At 57.0% G+C, this 20572-nt stretch carries 15 protein-coding genes; 11 read left to right on the top strand and 4 right to left on the bottom strand.

Annotation, left to right across the window (positions count from 1 at the left end; genetic code table 11):
• Positions 1-31 precede the first annotated feature (31 nt).
• The 4 genes from relA (at position 32) to eno (ending at position 6365) form a co-directional block, all read left to right on the top strand.
• Complete coding sequence (gene relA / locus N5C09_RS19630; RefSeq protein WP_063451905.1) at positions 32-2263, top strand: GTP diphosphokinase; 2232 nt, start codon at positions 32-34, stop codon at positions 2261-2263.
• Positions 2264-2331: 68 nt separating this feature from the next.
• Complete coding sequence (gene mazG, locus N5C09_RS19625; protein WP_063869337.1) at positions 2332-3123, top strand: nucleoside triphosphate pyrophosphohydrolase; 792 nt, start codon at positions 2332-2334, stop codon at positions 3121-3123.
• Between the two features lie 223 nt (positions 3124-3346).
• Positions 3347-4984, top strand: coding sequence for a CTP synthase (glutamine hydrolyzing) (gene pyrG, locus N5C09_RS19620; RefSeq protein ID WP_063451903.1), 1638 nt, complete (start codon positions 3347-3349; stop codon positions 4982-4984).
• 82 nt (positions 4985-5066) lie between these two features.
• The gene (eno, locus tag N5C09_RS19615; RefSeq protein ID WP_013098515.1) at positions 5067-6365 is read left to right on the top strand and encodes a phosphopyruvate hydratase; all 1299 of its coding nucleotides are present in this window, start codon (positions 5067-5069) and stop codon (positions 6363-6365) included.
• A 52-nt stretch (positions 6366-6417) separates the two neighbouring features.
• Here the strand turns inward: eno and N5C09_RS19610 are convergent, their stop codons facing one another.
• Entirely contained in the window at positions 6418-7242 is an 825-nt protein-coding gene (locus tag N5C09_RS19610) for a MurR/RpiR family transcriptional regulator (protein ID WP_279749710.1), read from the bottom strand.
• Positions 7243-7410: 168 nt separating this feature from the next.
• On the opposite strand from N5C09_RS19610, the gene N5C09_RS19605 reads away from it, so the two are divergent.
• From N5C09_RS19605 to queE, 3 genes are read left to right on the top strand one after another with little or no spacing between them, the layout of a single operon-like run.
• A complete protein-coding gene (locus N5C09_RS19605) occupies positions 7411-8970 on the top strand; it encodes a maltose/glucose-specific PTS transporter subunit IIC (RefSeq protein ID WP_279749709.1) in 1560 nt (519 codons plus the stop codon).
• Positions 8970-9677 carry an N-acetylmannosamine-6-phosphate 2-epimerase gene (locus tag N5C09_RS19600; protein WP_063869342.1) on the top strand — a complete coding sequence of 236 codons (708 nt, stop codon included), beginning with the start codon at positions 8970-8972 and terminating at the stop codon, positions 9675-9677. The genes N5C09_RS19605 and N5C09_RS19600 overlap by 1 nt, the downstream gene beginning before the upstream one ends.
• A gap of 54 nt (positions 9678-9731) precedes the next feature.
• The gene (queE, locus tag N5C09_RS19595; RefSeq protein WP_006811780.1) at positions 9732-10403 is read left to right on the top strand and encodes a 7-carboxy-7-deazaguanine synthase QueE; all 672 of its coding nucleotides are present in this window, start codon (positions 9732-9734) and stop codon (positions 10401-10403) included.
• A gap of 17 nt (positions 10404-10420) precedes the next feature.
• Here the strand turns inward: queE and N5C09_RS19590 are convergent, their stop codons facing one another.
• Positions 10421-11818 (bottom strand): MFS transporter, encoded by a 1398-nt coding sequence (locus N5C09_RS19590; RefSeq protein ID WP_204643343.1) that lies wholly within the window; start codon positions 11816-11818, stop codon positions 10421-10423.
• Between the two features lie 26 nt (positions 11819-11844).
• Positions 11845-13014, bottom strand: a complete 1170-nt coding sequence (locus N5C09_RS19585; protein ID WP_279749708.1) for a M20 family metallopeptidase — start codon at positions 13012-13014, stop codon at positions 11845-11847.
• A gap of 171 nt (positions 13015-13185) precedes the next feature.
• Between N5C09_RS19585 and N5C09_RS19580 the strand changes: the two genes are divergently transcribed.
• Entirely contained in the window at positions 13186-15540 is a 2355-nt protein-coding gene (locus tag N5C09_RS19580) for a helix-turn-helix domain-containing protein (RefSeq protein WP_279749707.1), read from the top strand.
• Here N5C09_RS19580 and queD read toward each other — a convergent pair.
• Positions 15525-15890, bottom strand: coding sequence for a 6-carboxytetrahydropterin synthase QueD (gene queD / locus N5C09_RS19575; RefSeq protein ID WP_006811776.1), 366 nt, complete (start codon positions 15888-15890; stop codon positions 15525-15527). The two genes, N5C09_RS19580 and queD, sit on opposite strands and share 16 nt — an antisense overlap.
• 303 nt (positions 15891-16193) lie before the next feature.
• Between queD and cysJ the strand changes: the two genes are divergently transcribed.
• From cysJ to cysH, 3 genes are all read left to right on the top strand, one after another.
• Positions 16194-17999 (top strand): NADPH-dependent assimilatory sulfite reductase flavoprotein subunit, encoded by a 1806-nt coding sequence (gene cysJ / locus N5C09_RS19570; protein ID WP_063869351.1) that lies wholly within the window; start codon positions 16194-16196, stop codon positions 17997-17999.
• Entirely contained in the window at positions 17999-19711 is a 1713-nt protein-coding gene (cysI, locus tag N5C09_RS19565; protein ID WP_131636309.1) for an assimilatory sulfite reductase (NADPH) hemoprotein subunit, read from the top strand. The genes cysJ and cysI overlap by 1 nt, the downstream gene beginning before the upstream one ends.
• Before the next feature lie 99 nt (positions 19712-19810).
• Positions 19811-20545 carry a phosphoadenosine phosphosulfate reductase gene (cysH, locus tag N5C09_RS19560; protein WP_003862694.1) on the top strand — a complete coding sequence of 245 codons (735 nt, stop codon included), beginning with the start codon at positions 19811-19813 and terminating at the stop codon, positions 20543-20545.
• The last annotated feature ends 27 nt before the right edge of the window (positions 20546-20572 follow it).

The following is a 20572-nucleotide window of genomic DNA, read 5'->3' as shown; positions in this document are numbered from 1 at the left end:
CGACAGGCCCTTGTCCCTAAAGGAGAGGACGATGGTTGCGGTAAGAAGTGCACATTTAAATAAAGCTGGTGAGTTTGACCCTCAAAAATGGATCGCAAGTCTGGGGATTTCCAGCCAGCAGTCGTGTGAACGCTTAACCGAAACCTGGGCCTATTGTTTACGCACAACGCAGGGGCATCCGGACGCTGAACTCTTGTTGTGGCGCGGCGTGGAGATGGTCGAAATTCTGTCCATGCTGAACATGGATATCGAAACGCTACAGGCCGCACTGTTGTTCCCGCTGGCGGATGCGAATGTGGTGACGGAAGACGTGCTGCGTGAAAGCGTCGGCCAGTCCGTCGTGGCGCTCATCCACGGCGTGCGCGATATGGCCGCCATCCGTCAACTGAAGGCCGCGCAAACGGATTCTGTCTCTTCCGAGCAGGTGGATAATGTCCGCCGGATGCTGCTGGCGATGGTGGATGATTTCCGCTGCGTGGTGATCAAGCTGGCGGAACGGGTAGCCCATCTGCGCGAAGTGAAGGATGCGCCGGAAGACGAGCGCGTCCTCGCCGCCAAAGAGTGTACGAATATCTATGCGCCGCTGGCGAACCGTCTGGGGATCGGGCAACTGAAGTGGGAGCTGGAAGATTACTGCTTCCGCTACCTGCATCCGGCGGAATACAAACGCATTGCAAAACTGCTGCACGAACGCCGCATCGACCGCGAGCACTATATCGATGAATTTGTCAGCGGGCTGCGCCAGTCGATGAAAGAGGAGAATGTGCGCGCCGAGGTCTACGGGCGTCCGAAGCACATCTACAGCATCTGGCGCAAAATGCAGAAGAAACACCTCGCCTTTGACGAGCTGTTCGACGTGCGCGCCGTACGTATCGTGGCGGAACGTTTGCAGGACTGCTACGCCGCGCTGGGGATCGTGCACACCCATTTCCGTCATCTGCCGGACGAGTTCGACGACTATGTCGCGAACCCGAAACCGAATGGCTATCAGTCCATCCACACCGTGGTGCTCGGCCCTGGCGGCAAAACGGTGGAAATTCAGATCCGTACCAAACAGATGCACGAAGACGCCGAGCTGGGCGTGGCGGCGCACTGGAAATACAAAGAGGGCACCTCCGGCGGCGGTCGCTCCGGTCACGAGGATCGTATCGCCTGGCTGCGTAAGCTGATTGCGTGGCAGGAAGAGATGGCCGACTCTGGCGAAATGCTCGATGAAGTGCGCAGCCAGGTCTTTGACGATCGCGTCTACGTCTTTACCCCGAAAGGGGATGTGGTGGATTTACCGGCAGGCTCCACGCCGCTCGATTTCGCCTACCACATTCACAGCGACGTGGGACACCGTTGCATCGGGGCGAAGATCGGCGGGCGCATCGTACCGTTTACCTACCAGCTACAGATGGGTGACCAGATTGAAATCATCACCCAGAAGCAGCCAAACCCAAGCCGCGACTGGCTTAATCCGAACCTCGGTTACGTTACCACCAGCCGCGGGCGCTCTAAAATTCACGCCTGGTTCCGCAAGCAGGATCGGGACAAGAATATCCTTGCCGGTCGCCAGATCCTTGACGACGAGCTGGAGCATATCGGGATAAGCCTGAAAGAGGCGGAGAAATTCCTGCTGCCGCGCTACAACTTCAACGAGCTGGACGAGCTGCTGGCGGCCATTGGCGGCGGTGATATTCGCCTGAACCAGATGGTGAACTTCCTGCAAGCGCAGTTCAACAAGCCTAGCGCGGCAGAGCAGGATGCCGCAGCGCTGAAGCAGCTCCAGCAGAAAACCTACGCTCCGCAGCAGCGCAGCAAGGACAATGGCCGCGTGGTGGTCGAAGGGGTGGGTAACCTGATGCACCATATTGCCCGCTGCTGCCAGCCTATCCCGGGGGACGATATTGTCGGCTTCATCACGCAGGGGCGCGGGATCTCGATTCACCGCTCCGACTGTGACCAGCTTGCAGAGCTGCAATCGCATGCGCCGGAACGTATCGTGGAAGCCGTCTGGGGGGAAAGCTACTCGGCCGGCTACTCGCTGGTGGTGCGCGTTACCGCTAACGACCGCAGCGGCCTGCTGCGCGACATCACCACTATTCTCGCTAACGAGAAGGTCAACGTGCTGGGTGTTGCCAGCCGCAGCGATACCCGCGAGCAGCTTGCCACTATCGATATGACCATCGAAATCTACAACCTTCAGGTGCTGGGCCGCGTGCTCGGCAAACTGAACCAGGTGCCGGATGTGATTGACGCGCGTCGTCTGCACGGCGGTTAACCGCACTTTCTTTTGTAGGCCGGGCAAGGCTTCGCCGCCACCCGGCTTGTTTTTTAATGGATAAGATTATGACTCAAATCGACCGCCTGCTCGGCATCATGAAGCGTCTTCGCGACCCGGAAAACGGCTGCCCGTGGGACAAAGAGCAGACTTTCGCCACCATCGCGCCTTACACGCTGGAAGAGACTTACGAAGTGCTGGACGCGATTTCGCGCGAAGATTTCGACGACCTGCGCGGCGAGCTGGGCGACCTGCTGTTCCAGGTGGTGTTCTACGCGCAGATGGCGCAGGAAGAGGGGCGCTTTAACTTTGACGATATCTGCGCCGCTATCAGCGACAAGCTGGAGCGTCGCCATCCGCATATCTTTGGCGACGCCACCGCAGGCAACAGTGCGGAAGTGCTGGCGCGCTGGGAGCAGATTAAAAGCGCCGAACGCGCTGAAAAATCTCAGCACTCGGCGCTGGACGACATTCCCCTGAGCCTGCCCGCGCTGATGCGCGCCCACAAAATTCAAAAGCGCTGCTCGGCGGTAGGATTTGACTGGCACTCTCTTGGCCCGGTGCTGGAAAAAGTGCACGAAGAGATCGACGAAGTGATGCACGAAGCGCAGCAGGCCGTTGTGGATGAAGCAAAGCTGGAAGAGGAGATGGGCGATCTGCTGTTTGCGACCGTCAATCTTTCGCGCCACCTCGGCGTAAAAGCGGAAACGGCGCTGCAAAAAGCGAACATTAAATTCGAACGACGCTTTCGCGAAGTGGAGAGGATTGTGGCCTCGCGCGGCCTGGAAATGAGCGGCATAGACCTCGAGGCGATGGAAGAAGTCTGGCAGGAAGTAAAACGCCAGGAACATGATCTCTAACGAAATTTTGCGATCAAGCGCAATTTGTGTGATTTTTTAAATGACAAGCGCTTGATTTGCGTCAAAAACATTTACCCAAAAGGGGCTATTTTCTCACTCCTTATGTTTGTCATGGCCTGGGAAGGAGACGGAGAATGAAAGTTTGTGGCGCTCGTCGTGTTCGGGTATACTACTTTCCCGTCCTGGTTATTCCATCGTTTCACCCTAACTTCTCAGGTTCAGCATGACAACGAACTATATTTTTGTGACCGGCGGGGTCGTATCCTCTCTGGGTAAAGGCATTGCCGCAGCCTCCCTCGCAGCCATTCTTGAAGCCCGTGGCCTCAATGTGACCATGATGAAACTGGATCCGTACATCAACGTCGATCCTGGCACCATGAGCCCAACCCAACACGGGGAAGTGTTCGTTACTGAAGACGGCGCTGAAACCGATCTGGATCTTGGCCACTACGAGCGTTTCATCCGTACCAAAATGACCCGTCGTAACAACTTTACGACTGGCCGTATCTACTCTGACGTGCTGCGTAAAGAGCGCCGTGGCGACTACCTGGGCGCAACCGTGCAGGTTATCCCACACATCACTAACGCTATCAAAGAACGCGTCCTTGCCGGTGGCGAAGGGCACGACGTTGTGCTGGTTGAAATCGGCGGTACCGTAGGGGATATCGAATCCCTGCCGTTCCTCGAAGCGATTCGTCAGCTGGCGGTAGATATTGGACGCGAACACGCGCTGTTCATGCACCTGACGCTGGTGCCATACATGGCAGCCGCGGGTGAAGTAAAAACCAAACCGACTCAGCACTCCGTTAAAGAGCTGCTCTCTATCGGTATTCAGCCAGACATCCTGGTTTGCCGCTCCGATCGCGCGATTCCGGCGAACGAACGTGCGAAAATTGCATTGTTCTGTAACGTGCCTGAAAAAGCCGTTATTTCAATGAAAGACGTCGATTCCATTTATAAAATCCCGGGCCTGTTGAAATCTCAGGGTCTGGACGATTATATTTGTAAACGATTCAGCTTGAACTGTCCGGAAGCTAACCTGTCTGAATGGGAGCAGGTGATTTACGAAGAAGCCAATCCGGGCGGCGAAGTGACTATCGGTATGGTCGGTAAGTACATTGAACTGCCGGACGCCTATAAGTCAGTTATCGAAGCGCTGAAGCACGGTGGTCTGAAGAATCGCGTCTCCGTGAACATCAAGCTGATTGATTCGCAGGATGTTGAAACGCGCGGCGTCGAAATTCTGAAAGATCTGGACGCTATCCTCATCCCTGGCGGCTTCGGCTACCGCGGTGTTGAAGGCAAGATCGCCACTGCACGCTATGCGCGTGAAAACAATATTCCATACCTCGGCATCTGCCTGGGTATGCAGGTTGCGCTGATCGAATTTGCGCGCAACGTAGCGGGAATGGAAAACGCGAACTCTACGGAATTTGTGCCAGACTGTAAGTACCCTGTCGTGGCGCTGATTACGGAATGGCGCGACGAAGACGGTAACGTCGAAGTCCGTACCGAGAAGAGCGATCTGGGTGGCACCATGCGTCTTGGCGCACAGGCCTGCCAGCTGTCCGACGATAGCGTAGTTCGCCAGCTGTATGGCGAGCCGGTCATCACCGAGCGCCATCGTCACCGCTATGAAGTCAACAACATGTTGTTGAAACAAATTGAAGCTGCGGGCCTGCGTGTTGCGGGCCGCTCCGGGGACGATCAGTTAGTCGAGATCATCGAAGTGCCTAACCATCCGTGGTTCGTTGCTTGCCAGTTCCACCCGGAATTTACTTCAACGCCGCGTGACGGACATCCGCTGTTTGCCGGCTTCGTGAAAGCCGCCAGCGAGTACCAGAAGCGTCAGGCGAAGTAAAAAAAGTTAGAACGGCAACGCGTACCCCTGGTACGCGTTGTTTGTCTGGAGTTTTAGTTTAACTTGTACTGAGGAAAATCTAATGTCCAAAATCGTTAAAGTCATCGGTCGTGAAATCATCGACTCCCGTGGTAACCCGACCGTTGAAGCCGAAGTTCATCTGGAAGGTGGTTTCGTCGGTATGGCAGCAGCTCCATCAGGTGCTTCTACAGGTTCCCGCGAAGCGCTGGAACTGCGTGATGGCGACAAATCCCGTTTCATGGGCAAAGGCGTACTGAAAGCGGTTGGCGCTGTTAACGGTCCTATTGCTCAGGCTATCATTGGCAAAGATGCCAAAGATCAGGCTGGCATCGATAAGATCATGATCGATCTGGACGGTACTGAAAACAAATCTAACTTCGGTGCGAACGCAATCCTGGCGGTTTCCCTGGCGAACGCCAAAGCAGCCGCGGCTGCTAAAGGTATGCCACTGTTCGAGCACATCGCTGAACTGAACGGCACCCCAGGCAAATACTCCATGCCAGTACCAATGATGAACATCATCAACGGTGGTGAGCACGCAGACAACAACGTTGATATTCAGGAATTCATGATTCAGCCAGTTGGCGCGAAAACCCTGAAAGAAGCGGTTCGTATGGGTTCTGAAGTGTTCCACAACCTGGCTAAAGTTCTGAAAGCTAAAGGTATGAACACTGCTGTTGGTGACGAAGGTGGCTACGCGCCAAACCTGGGTTCTAACGCAGAAGCGCTGGCTGTTATCGCTGAAGCGGTTAAAGCAGCAGGCTACGAGCTGGGCAAAGACATCACCCTGGCGATGGACTGTGCAGCATCTGAATTCTACAAAGACGGTAAATACGTTCTGGCTGGCGAAGGCAACAAAGCGTTCACCTCCGAAGAGTTCACTCACTTCCTGGAAGACCTGACCAAACAGTACCCAATCGTGTCTATCGAAGACGGTCTGGACGAGTCTGACTGGGATGGTTTCGCATACCAGACCAAAGTACTGGGCGACAAAATTCAGCTGGTTGGTGACGATCTGTTCGTAACCAACACCAAGATCCTGAAAGAAGGCATCGAGAAAGGCATCGTTAACTCCATCCTGATCAAATTCAACCAGATCGGTTCTCTGACCGAAACGCTGGCTGCGATCAAAATGGCGAAAGACGCTGGCTACACCGCTGTTATCTCTCACCGTTCTGGCGAAACTGAAGACGCGACCATTGCCGACCTGGCTGTGGGTACCGCTGCTGGCCAGATCAAAACCGGTTCTATGAGCCGTTCTGACCGTGTTGCTAAATACAACCAGCTGATTCGTATCGAAGAAGCGCTGGGCGAAAAAGCACCATACAACGGCCGTAAAGAGATCAAAGGTCAGGCATAAGCCCGAGCTTTCATTTCAATAAAAAAACCCGCTTCGGCGGGTTTTTTGTTTTCTATAACAGAAGCGGCAGCGTTGCGCTGGCCGTTTGCTGACTCACCTCGCCGTAACGGCCATCGATGGCGATAAGGGAAGTGGTAAGCAGCTCGATAAGCAGCATGACGCCAACTTTGGCATTCAGCGCACCCGCGCTCAGCGGCCCCTCGGGCTTTGCCGCAACCAGCTGCATATCGCTGAGGGACGCCAGCGGGCTGCGTGGCGTATTGCTGAGCGCCAGCACCTGCACGCCGCGCTTGCGGGCTAGCTTCACGACGTGGAGTAAATCGCGGGTCGATCCCGAACTTGAGATAGCGACCACCAGCGTCTCGTCAGACAGCGTTGCCGCATTCATGGCCGCGCGATGCATATCGCTAAACAGCTGCGCGGGTTTGCCCAGCCGCAGGAGCTTGTAATGCAGATATTCCCCGAGGATCGCGCTGGCGGCCACCCCGTAAATCTGCACCGACTGCGCCTGATGCAGCGCCTGCGCGGCCTTTTCCAGCAGCGCTCTGTCGAGGAGCCTGGCGGTATCCTGTAGGGCCTGCACGGATTCATCCACGACGTTATCGATTTCATCCCCGGCCTGACGTGCGGGCTGGCCCTGCTGAATATCCAGCGCCAGCGCCATTTTAAATTCGTTATATCCCTTACAGCCCAGCGTCCGGCACAGGCGCGTCACGCTGGCTTCGCTGGTGTGACTTTCGCGCGCCAGCTCGGTGATCGTCAAATACAGCACCCGCGCAGGATCGTTGAGAACAAATTCCCCCAGCTTTTGTTGCGTCGGGCTGTACCCGGAAGCCTCCTGGCGTAACTTCAGCAGCAGGTTTTCATGGTCTGACATGCTAGATCCTTAATGCGTTTCTCTGTCGACTAGTGTGGCGGAAAGCGGGGGAGAGATGCCAGCGATTTCGAAAAAGTATGATCCGCCTCCTGGATTTGTGATGATAATTTTCACTTTTAATTTTTATTGTGATAAAAATTTTCATCATTACACCAGGGGATGAAAAAAATGATGCACATGTTCAGCGGCGCTTCTTCCGGCGGATGGTTTGAAAAAGCGCAGCGCTTCGGCAAATCGTTTATGCTGCCCATCGCCGTTTTGCCGGCGGCGGGGCTATTACTGGGGATCGGCGGTGCGCTGTCGAACCCCAATACCCTCACGGCCTACCCATTTTTAAACGTGGGCTGGCTACAGGCCATCTTCACCATCATGAGCAGTGCGGGTTCGATTGTGTTTGCGAACCTGTCCGTGCTGTTCGCCGTTGGGGTTGCCGTTGGGTTAGCGAAAAACGATAAAGGCACGGCGGGGCTGGCGGCCCTGCTCGCGTATCTGGTGATGAACGCCACCATCAACGCCCTGCTGATCCTGACCGGAAAGCTGGCCCTTGAAAATCCGGGTGCCGCAGGGCAGGGCATGACGCTGGGCATTCAGACGCTGGAAACCGGCGTGTTTGGCGGCGTGGTTATTGGTCTGGTGACTTGCGCGCTGCACCATCGGTTTAACAAAATCGCGCTTCCGCAGTTCCTGGGCTTCTTTGGCGGCTCGCGCTTTGTTCCGATTATCAGCTCGCTGGCGGCGATACTCGTCGGGGCGCTCATGACCTTTGTCTGGCCGCACTTCCAGAAGCTGATCTTTGGCCTCGGCGGTCTGGTGGACGCCACCGGCTATCTGGGTACCCTGCTTTACGGTTTTATCCTGCGCATGCTTGGCCCGTTTGGTCTGCATCACATCTTTTATCTGCCGTTCTGGACCACCGCGCTCGGCGGCAGTGAAATCGTTAACGGACACCTGGTTGAGGGTACGCAGCGGATCTTCTTCGCTCAGCTCGCCGACCCGAACACCCAGCATTTCTATGAGGGCACGTCGCGCTTCATGTCCGGGCGCTTTATCACGATGATGTTTGGCCTGCTCGGCGCCTGCCTGGCGATGTACCACACGGCTAAACCCGAGAACAAAAAGCGCGTAGCCGGGCTGCTGCTGTCAGCGGCATTAACCTCTTTCCTGACGGGCATTACCGAGCCCATCGAGTTCTCATTCCTGTTTATTGCGCCGGTGCTGTACGTCATTCATGCGCTGTTTGACGGGCTGGCGTTTATGCTCGCGCACATGCTGCATATCACCATCGGGCAAACCTTCTCCGGCGGCTTTATTGACTTTGTGCTGTTCGGCATTTTGCAGGGGGAGGCGAAAACCAACTGGATGTTCGTCCCGCTGGTGGGCGTGCCGTGGTTCTTCCTCTACTACGTTACCTTCCGCTATCTGATTAACCGCTTTGATTTCGCCACGCCGGGCCGTGAAAGGGAAGCGGTGGCCGACGCCGAAGCCTTACCGCAAAGCGAGCGCGCCGCGGCGGTGATCGCCGGGCTGGGCGGGAAAGACAATCTCGAAGACGTTGACTGCTGCGCCACGCGCCTTCGCGTCACGGTAAAAGAGGGCAGCAGGGTGAATGAAGCGGCCCTGAAAGCGACTGGCGCGCGCGGCGTCATCGTACGAGGTAACGGCGTTCAGGTCATCTATGGCCCGCACGTCACCATCATCAGGAACGAAGTGGAAGAGATGTTATCGTAATGAAAACTGTACTGAATACCCTGAAGGGGAAACTGGTTGTCTCCTGTCAGGCGCTGGAAAACGAACCCTTACACAGCCCGTTTATTATGTCGCGAATGGCGCTGGCGGCGGCGCAGGGCGGGGCCGCTGCGATCCGCGCCAACAGTGTGGTGGACATTGAGGCGATCAAAGGGCTGGTTTCGCTGCCGGTTATCGGCATCATCAAGCGGGACTATCCCGATAGCGAGGTGTTTATCACCGCGACGATGAAAGAGGTGGATGAGCTGATGGCGGTCGCGCCGGACATCATCGCGCTGGACGCGACCGCCCGTAAGCGTCCCGGCGGGGAGACTCTGGAGACGCTAATCGGGCAGATCCGCGCCCGTTATCCCTCGCTGCTGCTGATGGCTGATATTTCCACCGTGCAGGAGGCCGTGACCGCGCAGGCGCTTGGTTTTGACTGCATCGGAACCACGCTCTACGGCTACACGGCGGAAACGGCGGGCCATTCGCTTCCGGAGAATGACTGCGCGTTTCTGAAAGCGGTGCTGGCGGCCGTTACGGTTCCGGTGATTGCGGAAGGCAACGTGGACACCCCCGAGCGTGCGGCAAAATGCCTGGCGCTGGGGGCGCATACGGTGGTTGTCGGGGGCGCAATCACCCGGCCACAGCAAATCACCGGGCGTTTTATGGCAGCGATAGGCGCGCAAAGCACCGATGGAGCATGATCATCCGGCGGGGATCTGCGATACTTATCGTTTATCCCCTTAACTGAGAAGATTATGCAGTACCCGATTAACGAGATGTTCCAGACCCTGCAAGGCGAGGGTTACTTTACCGGCGTTCCCGCTATTTTTATTCGTTTACAGGGATGCCCGGTTGGCTGCGCCTGGTGTGATACCAAACATACGTGGGATAAGCTCGCAGATCGGGAAGTGTCGCTGTTCAGCATTCTGGCGAAAACCAAAGAGAGCGATAAATGGGGGGCGGGCAGTGCGGAAGATCTGCTGGCCATTATTGGTCGTCAGGGCTGGACGGCGCGCCACGTCGTCATCACCGGCGGGGAACCCTGCATTCACGATCTGATGCCGCTCACCGAGCTGCTCGAAAAAAACGGCTATAGCTGCCAGATCGAAACCAGCGGCACCCATGAAGTGCGCTGCTCCCACTCAACGTGGGTAACGGTTTCACCGAAGGTGAATATGCGCGGCGGTTACGACGTGCTGTCGCAGGCGCTTGAGCGCGCGGATGAAATTAAGCACCCGGTAGGGCGCGTGCGCGACATTGAGGCGCTGGATGAACTGCTGGCAACGCTGACGGACGAAAAGCAGCGCGTGATTGCGCTTCAGCCCATCAGCCAGAAAGACGATGCGACCCGTCTGTGCATTGAAACCTGTATCGCCCGCAACTGGCGGCTGTCGATGCAGACGCACAAATATCTGAACATTGCCTGATGTTTCCGTGGCCCCGCTTAACGCGGGGCTTTTGACGTTGGCAGTAATGCCCAGGTCACGACGGCCGACCCAAGGCAAATCGCACTGTTGAAAAGTAAGGCATACTGCGCGGCGCTGGCCGCTCCCATCGGCAGCCACAGGGCGTACAGCGAAGCGGTGACCGCAATACCCATAGCTCCGCCCAGAGAGCTGCCCATCTTATAGATCCCTGAAGCCACGCCCACCTTATTTTCAGGCGCATTCATCACCGCCGTGTCCGTTGAGGGCGTGGCGTAACATCCTAGCCCCAGCCCGAATAAAATGTTGCTCAGAAAAACGGTGACGATGTAGACCTCTTTGCTTAAAAAGGTGCATGAAATTAACGTGATACCCGTTGCGGTCAGCAGCGGGCCGGTCATCATCGGCAGCCTCGCGCCGTAGCGCTGAAGCAGTTTTTCACCCACCCGGATCATCGCCAGTACGGTGACCAGATACCCCAGCGTCATCATGCCGGTCTGTAGCGGTGACAGATGATGCCCTTGCTGTAACCAGATGCTGGCGATCATCATGGTGCCAATGCAGCCGTTGAGCAGGAAGTTTGAGCATACCGAGGCGCTGTAGGCCCGGTTTTTAAACAGGGCAAAGTCAATCAGCGCCGCATCGCCTTTCCGTCGCCCGGTAATGACAAAGCACATCAGTGCAATCACTGCGCCAGACAGCACCAGAAGCGATACACCGCTGCTCCAGCCCCAGCCGTGTCCTTTGCTGATAAACAGATTAAAGAGCACCAGCATAAGGACAAAACTCACCAGGCCGCTGATATCCAGCTTGTGTCGACACGCATCAGGGCTGCGGCTTTCCGGGGTGGCGCGGATAAGCAATAGCGCGGCCAGAGCCACCACCATGGAGAAAATAAAAATCCAGCGCCAGCCCAGCGTGGTGGCGATGGCACCCCCTACAAACGAGCTCAGGCCACTGCCGCCCCAGGAGCCGATAACCCAAAAGCTGATGGCGCGTTGGCGTGCTTTACCGTCATACCAGGTCTTAATCAGCGCCAGCGTGGCGGGCATGATGCAGGCCGCTGACAGCCCCTGTATCGCTCTTCCCAACAGAAACAAGACGGGCTCCCATGAAATGAACAGCAGACCGCTCCCGATAATGCTCAGGAACAGGCCCATCATGGTCAGGCGCACGCGCCCAAACTTATCGGCAAACCCGCCGCAGGCAACGACGAAGCAGCCGCTGAACAACGCGCTCAGGCTGACGGCGAGCGTGAGGGTTTCGAGGGCAATATCGAGGCTATTCTGCATGGCCGGAACAACGTTGATAACTGACTGGGCAAAGAGCCAGAATGTCAGAACGCTCATGACGATACCGGCCAGCAGCCGATCGTTACCGGCGTAGGCGGAGGTGCCTGTCAGGGAAACGGTACTCATAATGTGCCCTCCCGGGAAGGTGCGAATCAGCGCAGATAGTGTTCGGTCAGTGCGGCCCACAGCGCCGCGCCGGTGAGGAGAATGTTGTCGTTAAAGTCGTAGCCCGGGTTATGCACCATGCAGCGGTCAGGCTCATCCCCGGCGCCAAGCGTGAAATAGCACCCATTGGGATTTTTCTCGAGCATGAATGCAAAGTCCTCGCTGCCCATAAACGCATTCACCTCCGCGACGGAATCCTGACCGAACAGATCGGTGGCGACGCTGCGCACCATCTCGTTGGCTTGCGGATTGTTTTTCAGCACCGGGCTGCCGTTAATGTGACGGATGGTGGCCGTAGCATTGAAGCTTTCCGCCTGCGCAACGGCAATATCGTGGATGCGCTGTAGCACGGTTTGCCGCACGCGTTCATCCAGCGTGCGCACGGTCAGTTTCATCAATACCTTGTCGTTGATAATGTTGGGCGCGTGCCCGGCCTGAATGCTGCCAACGGTAACGACGGCAGGCTGGAAGGGGGTGATGTTGCGCGAAACAATCGACTGCAAAGCGACAGTGATATGGCAGGCAACCAGAGTGGCATCAACGGTATGTTCTGGCACCGCGCCGTGACCACCCACGCCGTTAACCTCAATATGAAGGGTGTCGGAAGAGGCCATCATGGCGCCATCGCGCAGACCGATTTTTCCGACGGGCTGTGACGGCATATTGTGCAGGCCAAAAATATGGTCGCAGGGGAACAGGTCAAACAAGCCGTCCTCCAGCATGACGCGTCCGCCATACAGAAGCTCTTCCGCCGGCTGAAAAATAAGGTGCAGCGTGCCGTTAAAATTGCGGGTGCGCGCCAGGTACTCCGCTGCATACAGGAGCGTAGTGGTGTGGCCGTCATGACCGCAGCCGTGGAATTTACCTTCAACGGTGCTGCTCCACGCCTTGCCGCTGTTTTCCTGCATTGGCAGTGCGTCCATATCGGCGCGCAGGCCCAGGCGTTTATGCCCGTTACCCACCTTCAGCGTGCCGACCACGCCGGTTTTGGCCAGGCCGCGATGAACCTCATAACCCCATTCCTGGAGCAGCGCCGCTACGCGATCGCTGGTGTTGTGCTCTTCAAAACCAATTTCAGGATGCTGATGAAAATAGCGGCGTAGTTCAGTGAACTGAGCTTCTTTGCCGCGCAGGGCTTCGATGATTGGATGTGTCATTTTTGTTATCCCTTTTATGCCAAACGGTGATAATTTCGAGTCTATGACGATCGTACCGCCTGAAAATGCCCTTTTTTGTTGTAAATCGACGGTTTTGTTTTGATTGTTTTTCATACAATTCAGTTATGACAAAAAAGAGCAGGTCATTATTTGTCTTTGGTGAGGAAGAGGATGGAGCAGCGGGGAGATGAATTCCGGGTAGAGATTCAGGACTTTCGCCAGTGCGTGGAGGATGAAGGCGATACGCTGACGTTGCTCTGGGTGCTGGAAGGGCGGGCAGAGCTGAGCACCGATGTGGGGCGTGAGATCCTGGAGGCCAATAGCCTTGCCATCATCAACCGTCATCGGCGCTGGCAGTTCACGAGTGAAACGGCCAACGTCACCCTGCGCGTGGCCCTTGCCGGGCGCTGGGTCATCCAGCTCTGCAAGGATTTTTTTGCCCATGATTATGCCGTACCGGCAGAAGCCGGAGGCGTCTGGCCGCAGTGCGATGCGCTCCGCGATCTGTTGCGTCAGCTTATTGTGTTCACACTCATCAACGATCCGCACCGCTACCGGCTGGAGGCGTACCGCTGGCTGAGCGAGATATTGCTGTTGCTGACCAGCCGCTTTCAGCAGCCCGCCCGTATGCTGCCCCGTGAACTTTCCTCTGTGCACAGTAAACGCATCGCCCGGGTGATAGAGCGAATCAATGCCAGTTATACCCGCCGCATTACGCTCGCGGAAATCGCCGCGAGTGAATATGTCTCTGAAGCCTGGCTTTCTCGTCTCTTTCGAAAGGAGGTGGGGAGCAGTTTCATGCAGTACATCACCGCCCTGCGGCTGGAAAAGGCGGCTGATGCTCTGCGCCTGACCAATCGGCCGCTGCACCAGATTGCGCTTGAGCAGGGGTTCGCCAGCACGCGCATGATGAGCGATCGGTTTCGGCATGCTTACAATATGTCCCCGGGTGAGTTTCGTAAGGCCCGACGCCAGCACCCGGAGGCCGCACGCGTTCGTACGGACAGGCGTGAGCAGCACCATCCGGTCCCAGTGGACAAGCTGTTCAGCCTGCTCAATGAACCGGAGGCGCGCGGCTGGGGAGCCTCGCCGCTCATCGTTCACCCGCAGCAGGAGCAGAGTCTGGATCTGGAGCTGCTTAACCCTCTCTCCGCCTCGCTGCGCCGTATGCGGGTGGTTATTACCCTGCGCGAGCTCGACGATTTGCTGCGTGAGGACGTTCGTCATAATCTGGAGGCCATCGGTGAGACCCTGACCATTGAGGGCATTGATATCGCCGAGCCTTTTCTGAGCAGCCGTCTGTTTGCCGCCGGGTGGGATGACGCGCAGCGGGCGGGCTACGCCTGCTGGTACAATCTGCATCAGATCTTCACCTGGCTGGCAAAAAAACAGTGGACGGTACTGCTCCACACCGGCGTAACGACCCGTCGCGATCTTCTTACCCGCTTTTTACACCGGTCAGTTAATCATTTTTCGCCAGAGGTCACCGCGGGCTGGCACTTTGTGATGCACTGGTCAGCCCAGGCGAGTGAGGAGGCCCGGGAACAGGTCTGGCTGGCGCAGCAAAAGGTAATACGAACCTGGCTTCCGCAGGCAAAGTTTGGTTTATGGCACCGATTTTCACCCGTTAACGCGGGCGTGGGCGACGATACCCTGTTCAGCTCAGCCATTCTGAGGCAGGCCGATTTTCTTGCCTGTTCGGCCGATGCCAATGAACTTCTCGATCCGGCGCAGGGGGAGCCAACCGATCTCTCCTCCACGGAAAATTACCCGATACTGAAGATCCGCCAGATCCTCGCCGCCCTTCGCCTGCGCAAATGTTCGCTTCCGGTCTGGCTTCTCTCCTGGAATACCCTCACCGGCAGTACGCGGGCAACAAATGGCTGGTTTTTTCGGGGGGCGTTGCTGATGCAGAACCTGATCGGACTTTCGGAGCAGGTCTGGCTGGCGGGATTCTGGCTAGATTCGGGTCTTCAGGGCGAAGCCCGCGCGAACGATACCATTGATACATCAAGCCTTGCGCTACAGTATAACCATGGTCTGCCGCGTCCTGTTTATTGGGTACTCTGGCTCTGGCAACGCCTGCGGGGCGAGGTGCTGGTAAACGACGGGCGTGTTCTGCTCACGCGCCATCACAATGGTTACCAGCTGCTGCTGCGCAATGTGGTGGTTTTTAATCCGCTCCTTTCCAGTGAAGAAGCCTTCATCCAGCGCTTTCGCCAGCAGTATCATTTACACCTGAAGGGAATGCGCGGGAAATGGCGAATCAAGTGCCATCTTTTTGATCGGCACAACGGCGCGCTCTATCCATTGCTTGAAGGTATCGGCAGCGAAAGCGGCCCTGACGAAGAGATGTGGCGCTGGATAGCCCATAAAGCGCGTCCAACGCTTTCTGTACGCGATGAACGCCTTTTTGACGGCTGGCAAATGACGGAATCACTGGAGAGTAATGCGCTGGTGCTCTACGAATTTACGCCGCTCGTGCCGCTTGAGGGCGAAACGGAAGAGATTCACTCCCCGCGATAGACGCAGCCTGCGGTACAGGTCTCTTTGATCATGACCGCGCTCAGCAGTGGCACCAGCGGCTTCATCTGATCCCAAATCCATTTCGCCAGCACTTCGCTGGTTGGGTTTTCAAGGCCCGGAATATCATTCAGATAGTAGTGATCAAGACGATCGTAGGTCGGCTTAAACGCGGCTTTCAGTTCGGCGAAGTCCATGATCCAGCCCGTATGGGGATCGACTTCACCGGTGATTTCAAGACGCACCATAAACGAATGTCCGTGCAGGCGGCCACATTTGTGCCCGGCAGGAACGTGTGGAAGGTGGTGTGCGGCTTCGAAGGTGAAATCTTTAAACAGTGTGGTGGACATCATAGCTCTCAGGAATGCGGAAAAAACCGCCGCATAGTACCGGAAAGCACAATTTTTATCATTAACTAAAACGGCTCTGAACGGTCACCGCCTTGTATTCCCGGTGTTTATCGGGTTTTGTTGTTTTATTTCAGATATTTATTTAATCGCTTTTATCGTTAAGAACGATAACTAAAACAGGTTAGTCCATTTGGTTATTTATTATTTCCATCCCTTCTTTAATTGTTATTATCCCCGCCGTTAACCTTATCTTCAGTTTGGATTTATTCGCTTAAAGTCCGCTTTGCTACTGGAACATAACGACGCATGACAACACAGGCCCCACCTTCAAATTTGCTTCCCCTCAACCCGGAGCAGCTGGCGCGCCTACAGGCCGCGACTTCCGATTTTTCACCCACCCAGCTCGCCTGGGTTTCCGGCTATTTCTGGGGAATGCTGAACCAGCAGCCGGGTGCCGTGGCTGGCGTACCGCCAACTGCCGTTGAAATTCCTGCCATCACGCTGATCTCTGCCTCGCAAACGGGCAATGCCCGTCGCGTGGCCGAAGCGCTGCGTGATGACCTGCTCGCCGCGAAGCTGAACGTAAACCTGGTGAACGCCGGGGATTATAAATTCAAACAAATCGCATCAGAAAAGCTGCTGGTGGTTGTCGCCTCAACGCAGGGGGAAGGTGAGCCTGCGGAAGAAGCCGTCGCGCTGCACAAGTTCCTGTTCTCGAAAAAAGCGCCAAAGCTGGAGGGCACGGCCTTTGCCGTGTTCGGCCTCGGCGATACGTCCTATGAATTCTTCTGCCAGTCCGGTAAAGACTTCGACAGCAAGCTGGCGGAGCTGGGCGCCGAGCGCCTGCTGGATCGCGTAGACGCTGATGTGGAATACCAGGCCGCCGCCGCCGAATGGCGCGCACGCATCGTTGAGGTGCTGAAAGCCCGCGTCCCGAAAGAGACGCCGGCGCAGGCTGCCGTTACCGCAGCGGGCACCGTCAACGAGATCCACACCAGCCCTTACACCAAAGAGAGTCCGCTGACGGCGAGCCTGTCGGTTAACCAGAAAATCACCGGCCGCGATTCGGAAAAAGACGTGCGCCATATTGAGATCGATCTTGGCGATGCCGGCGTGCGTTATCAGCCTGGCGACGCGCTGGGCGTCTGGTATCAGAACGATCCGGCGCTGGTGCAAGAGCTCGTCGAGCTGCTGTGGCTGAAAGGCACCGAGCCGGTCTCCGTTGAAGGCAAAACGCTGCCGCTTTCCGAGGCGCTCCAGTGGCATTTCGAACTGACGGTCAATACCGCCAACATCGTGGAAAACTACGCCACCTTAACGCGCAGCGAGTCCCTCCTGCCGCTGGTGGGGGACAAGGCGAAGTTACAGCATTACGCCGCGACAACCCCGATTGTCGATATGGTGCGTTTCTCCCCGGCACAGCTGGATGCCGACGCGCTGATTGGCCTGCTGCGTCCGCTGACGCCGCGCCTTTACTCCATCGCCTCCTCTCAGGCTGAAGTGGAAAGCGAAGTCCACATCACCGTCGGCGTGGTGCGTTACGATATCGAAGGCCGCGCGCGGGCGGGCGGGGCGTCGAGCTTCCTTGCCGACCGCGTGGAAGAAGAGGGCGAGGTGCGCGTCTTTATCGAGCACAACGACAACTTCCGCCTGCCGGCAAACCCGGAAACGCCGGTAATCATGATTGGTCCGGGCACCGGCATTGCGCCGTTCCGCGCCTTCATGCAGCAGCGTGCGGCAGACGGCGCGCCGGGTAAAAACTGGCTGTTCTTCGGCAACCCGCACTTTACCGAAGATTTCCTCTACCAGGTGGAGTGGCAGCGCTACGTTAAAGAGGGCGTGCTGACCCGCATCGATCTGGCCTGGTCCCGCGATCAGAAAGAAAAAGTCTACGTACAAGACAAACTGCGCGAACAGGGCGCAGAGCTGTGGCGCTGGATCAATGACGGTGCACACATTTATGTCTGCGGCGACGCCAATCGCATGGCGAAGGACGTTGAGCAGGCACTGCTGGAAGTGATTGCCGAATTCGGCGGTATGGATGCCGAAACGGCGGATGAATTTTTAAGTGAGCTGCGCGTAGAGCGCCGTTATCAGCGAGATGTCTACTAATGAGCGAAAAACATCCTGGCCCACTGGTGGTCGAAGGCAAACTGACTGATGCCGAGCGCATGAAGGTAGAGAGCAACTACCTGCGCGGTACCATTGCCGAAGATTTGAATGACGGCCTGACCGGCGGTTTTAAAGGTGACAACTTCCTGCTGATCCGTTTCCACGGGATGTACCAGCAAGACGACCGCGATATCCGCGCCGAGCGTGCGGAACAGAAGCTGGAGCCGCGTCACGCAATGCTGCTGCGCTGTCGTCTGCCGGGTGGGATCATCACCACGAAACAGTGGCAGGCTATCGACAAGTTTGCCCATGACAACACGATTTACGGCAGCATCCGCCTGACCAACCGTCAGACCTTCCAGTTCCACGGCATTCTGAAGAAGAACGTGAAGCCGGTTCACCAGATGCTGCACTCCGTGGGCCTGGACGCGCTGGCGACCGCCAACGACATGAACCGTAACGTGCTCTGCACCTCGAACCCGTACGAGTCCGAGCTGCACGCCGAAGCGTATGAGTGGGCGAAGAAAATTTCCGAGCACCTGCTGCCGCGCACCCGCGCCTACGCGGAGATCTGGCTCGATCAGGAAAAAGTCGCCACCACCGATGAAGAGCCGATCCTCGGCCAGACCTATCTGCCGCGTAAGTTCAAAACCACGGTGGTGATCCCCCCGCAGAACGACATCGATCTGCACGCCAACGACATGAACTTCGTGGCGATTGCGGAAAACGGCAAGCTGATCGGCTTTAACCTGCTGGTGGGCGGCGGTTTGTCCATCGAGCACGGTAACAAGAAAACCTACGCCCGCACCGCGACCGAGTTCGGCTTCCTGCCGCTGGAGCACACCCTGGCCGTGGCGGAAGCGGTGGTCACTACCCAGCGCGACTGGGGTAACCGTACCGACCGTAAAAACGCGAAAACCAAATACACGCTCGAACGCGTCGGCGTGGAGACGTTCAAAGAAGAAGTGGAGCGTCGCGCGGGCATCAAATTTGAGCCGATCCGCCCTTATGAATTTACCGGCCGCGGCGATCGCATCGGCTGGGTGAAAGGCATCGACAATAACTGGCACCTGACGCTGTTCATTGAAAATGGCCGTATTCTGGATTATCCGGGCCGTCCGCTGAAAACCGGCCTGCTGGAAATCGCGAAGATCCACAAAGGCGAGTTCCGTATCACCGCTAACCAGAACCTGATCGTCGCCAGCGTGCCGGAAAGCGAAAAGGCGAGAATTGAAGAGCTGGCGCGCGAGCACGGGTTGATGAACGCGGTGAAGCCGCAGCGTGAAAACTCCATGGCCTGCGTATCGTTCCCGACCTGTCCGCTGGCGATGGCCGAAGCCGAGCGTTTCCTGCCGTCATTCACCGACAAAGTGGAAGCGATTCTGGAAAAACACGGCATTCCGGACGAGCATATTGTTATGCGCGTGACGGGCTGCCCGAACGGTTGTGGTCGCGCGATGCTGGCCGAGCTGGGGCTGGTGGGTAAAGCGCCGGGTCGCTATAACCTGCACCTGGGCGGTAACCGTATCGGCACGCGCATCCCGCGTATGTTCCGCGAGAACATCACCGAGCCGGAAATTCTCGATTCCCTCGACGTGCTTGTCGGACGCTGGGCAAAAGAGCGCGAAGCGGGTGAAGGCTTCGGAGACTTTACGGTACGCGCGGGTATCATTCGCCCGGTGCTCGATCCCGCACGGGATTTCTGGGAGTAATCCATCCTTTGCCCGGTGGCGCTTCGCTTACCGGGCCTACGGGTTTTGTAGGCCGGGCAAACGCAGTGCCGCCGGGCGAAACAGGCAAACGAGGTTCTTATGTCCGTACTCGATCTAAACGCCCTGAATGCGCTGCCAAAAGTCGAACGCATTCTGGCCCTGGCAGAAACCAACGCCCAGCTGGAAAAGCTCGACGCCGAAGGGCGCGTGGCCTGGGCGCTGGAAAATCTGCCGGGAGACTACGTGCTCTCGTCGAGCTTTGGCATTCAGGCGGCGGTCAGCCTGCATCTGGTGAATCAGATCCGTCCGGACATTCCGGTGATCCTCACCGATACCGGCTACCTGTTCCCGGAGACCTACCAGTTTATCGACGAGCTGACGGACAAGCTCAGGCTGAACCTGAAGGTTTATCGCGCAACGGAAAGCGCTGCATGGCAGGAGGCGCGTTACGGCAAGCTGTGGGAGCAGGGCGTTGAGGGCATTGAGAAATACAATGAAATCAACAAAGTCGAGCCGATGAACCGGGCGCTGAAAGAGCTGAACGCCCAGACCTGGTTCGCCGGCCTGCGCCGGGAGCAGTCCGGGAGCCGGGCAACGCTGCCGGTGCTGGCGGTGCAGCGTGGCGTGTTCAAAGTGCTGCCGATCATCGACTGGGATAACCGGACGGTGTATCAGTACCTGCAAAAACACGGGCTGAAGTACCATCCGCTGTGGGATCAGGGCTACCTGTCAGTGGGGGATACGCACACCACGCGCAAATGGGAACCGGGAATGGCCGAAGAAGAGACGCGATTCTTTGGGCTGAAGCGCGAGTGCGGGCTGCACGAAGGGTAATGTTTTTTCGCCCGGTGGCGCTGCGCT

This window comes from Enterobacter sp. GD03975, assembly GCF_029838645.1.
GTDB classification, from domain to species: Bacteria; Pseudomonadota; Gammaproteobacteria; order Enterobacterales; family Enterobacteriaceae; genus Enterobacter; species Enterobacter quasihormaechei.
This window is presented reverse-complemented; position numbering and strand designations above follow the sequence as displayed.

Bases quoted from the DNA above. Each gene is read 5' to 3' on its own strand.
- relA (WP_063451905.1), top strand. From the start codon at position 32: ATGGTTGCGGTAAGAAGTGCACATTTAAATAAAGCTGGTGAGTTTGAC.
- mazG (WP_063869337.1), top strand. From the start codon at position 2,332: ATGACTCAAATCGACCGCCTGCTCGGCATCATGAAGCGTCTTCGCGAC.
- pyrG (WP_063451903.1), top strand. From the start codon at position 3,347: ATGACAACGAACTATATTTTTGTGACCGGCGGGGTCGTATCCTCTCTG.
- eno (WP_013098515.1), top strand. From the start codon at position 5,067: ATGTCCAAAATCGTTAAAGTCATCGGTCGTGAAATCATCGACTCCCGT.
- N5C09_RS19610 (WP_279749710.1), bottom strand. From the start codon at position 7,242: ATGTCAGACCATGAAAACCTGCTGCTGAAGTTACGCCAGGAGGCTTCC.
- N5C09_RS19605 (WP_279749709.1), top strand. From the start codon at position 7,411: ATGATGCACATGTTCAGCGGCGCTTCTTCCGGCGGATGGTTTGAAAAA.
- N5C09_RS19600 (WP_063869342.1), top strand. From the start codon at position 8,970: ATGAAAACTGTACTGAATACCCTGAAGGGGAAACTGGTTGTCTCCTGT.
- queE (WP_006811780.1), top strand. From the start codon at position 9,732: ATGCAGTACCCGATTAACGAGATGTTCCAGACCCTGCAAGGCGAGGGT.
- N5C09_RS19590 (WP_204643343.1), bottom strand. From the start codon at position 11,818: ATGAGTACCGTTTCCCTGACAGGCACCTCCGCCTACGCCGGTAACGAT.
- N5C09_RS19585 (WP_279749708.1), bottom strand. From the start codon at position 13,014: ATGACACATCCAATCATCGAAGCCCTGCGCGGCAAAGAAGCTCAGTTC.
- N5C09_RS19580 (WP_279749707.1), top strand. From the start codon at position 13,186: ATGGAGCAGCGGGGAGATGAATTCCGGGTAGAGATTCAGGACTTTCGC.
- queD (WP_006811776.1), bottom strand. From the start codon at position 15,890: ATGATGTCCACCACACTGTTTAAAGATTTCACCTTCGAAGCCGCACAC.
- cysJ (WP_063869351.1), top strand. From the start codon at position 16,194: ATGACAACACAGGCCCCACCTTCAAATTTGCTTCCCCTCAACCCGGAG.
- cysI (WP_131636309.1), top strand. From the start codon at position 17,999: ATGAGCGAAAAACATCCTGGCCCACTGGTGGTCGAAGGCAAACTGACT.
- cysH (WP_003862694.1), top strand. From the start codon at position 19,811: ATGTCCGTACTCGATCTAAACGCCCTGAATGCGCTGCCAAAAGTCGAA.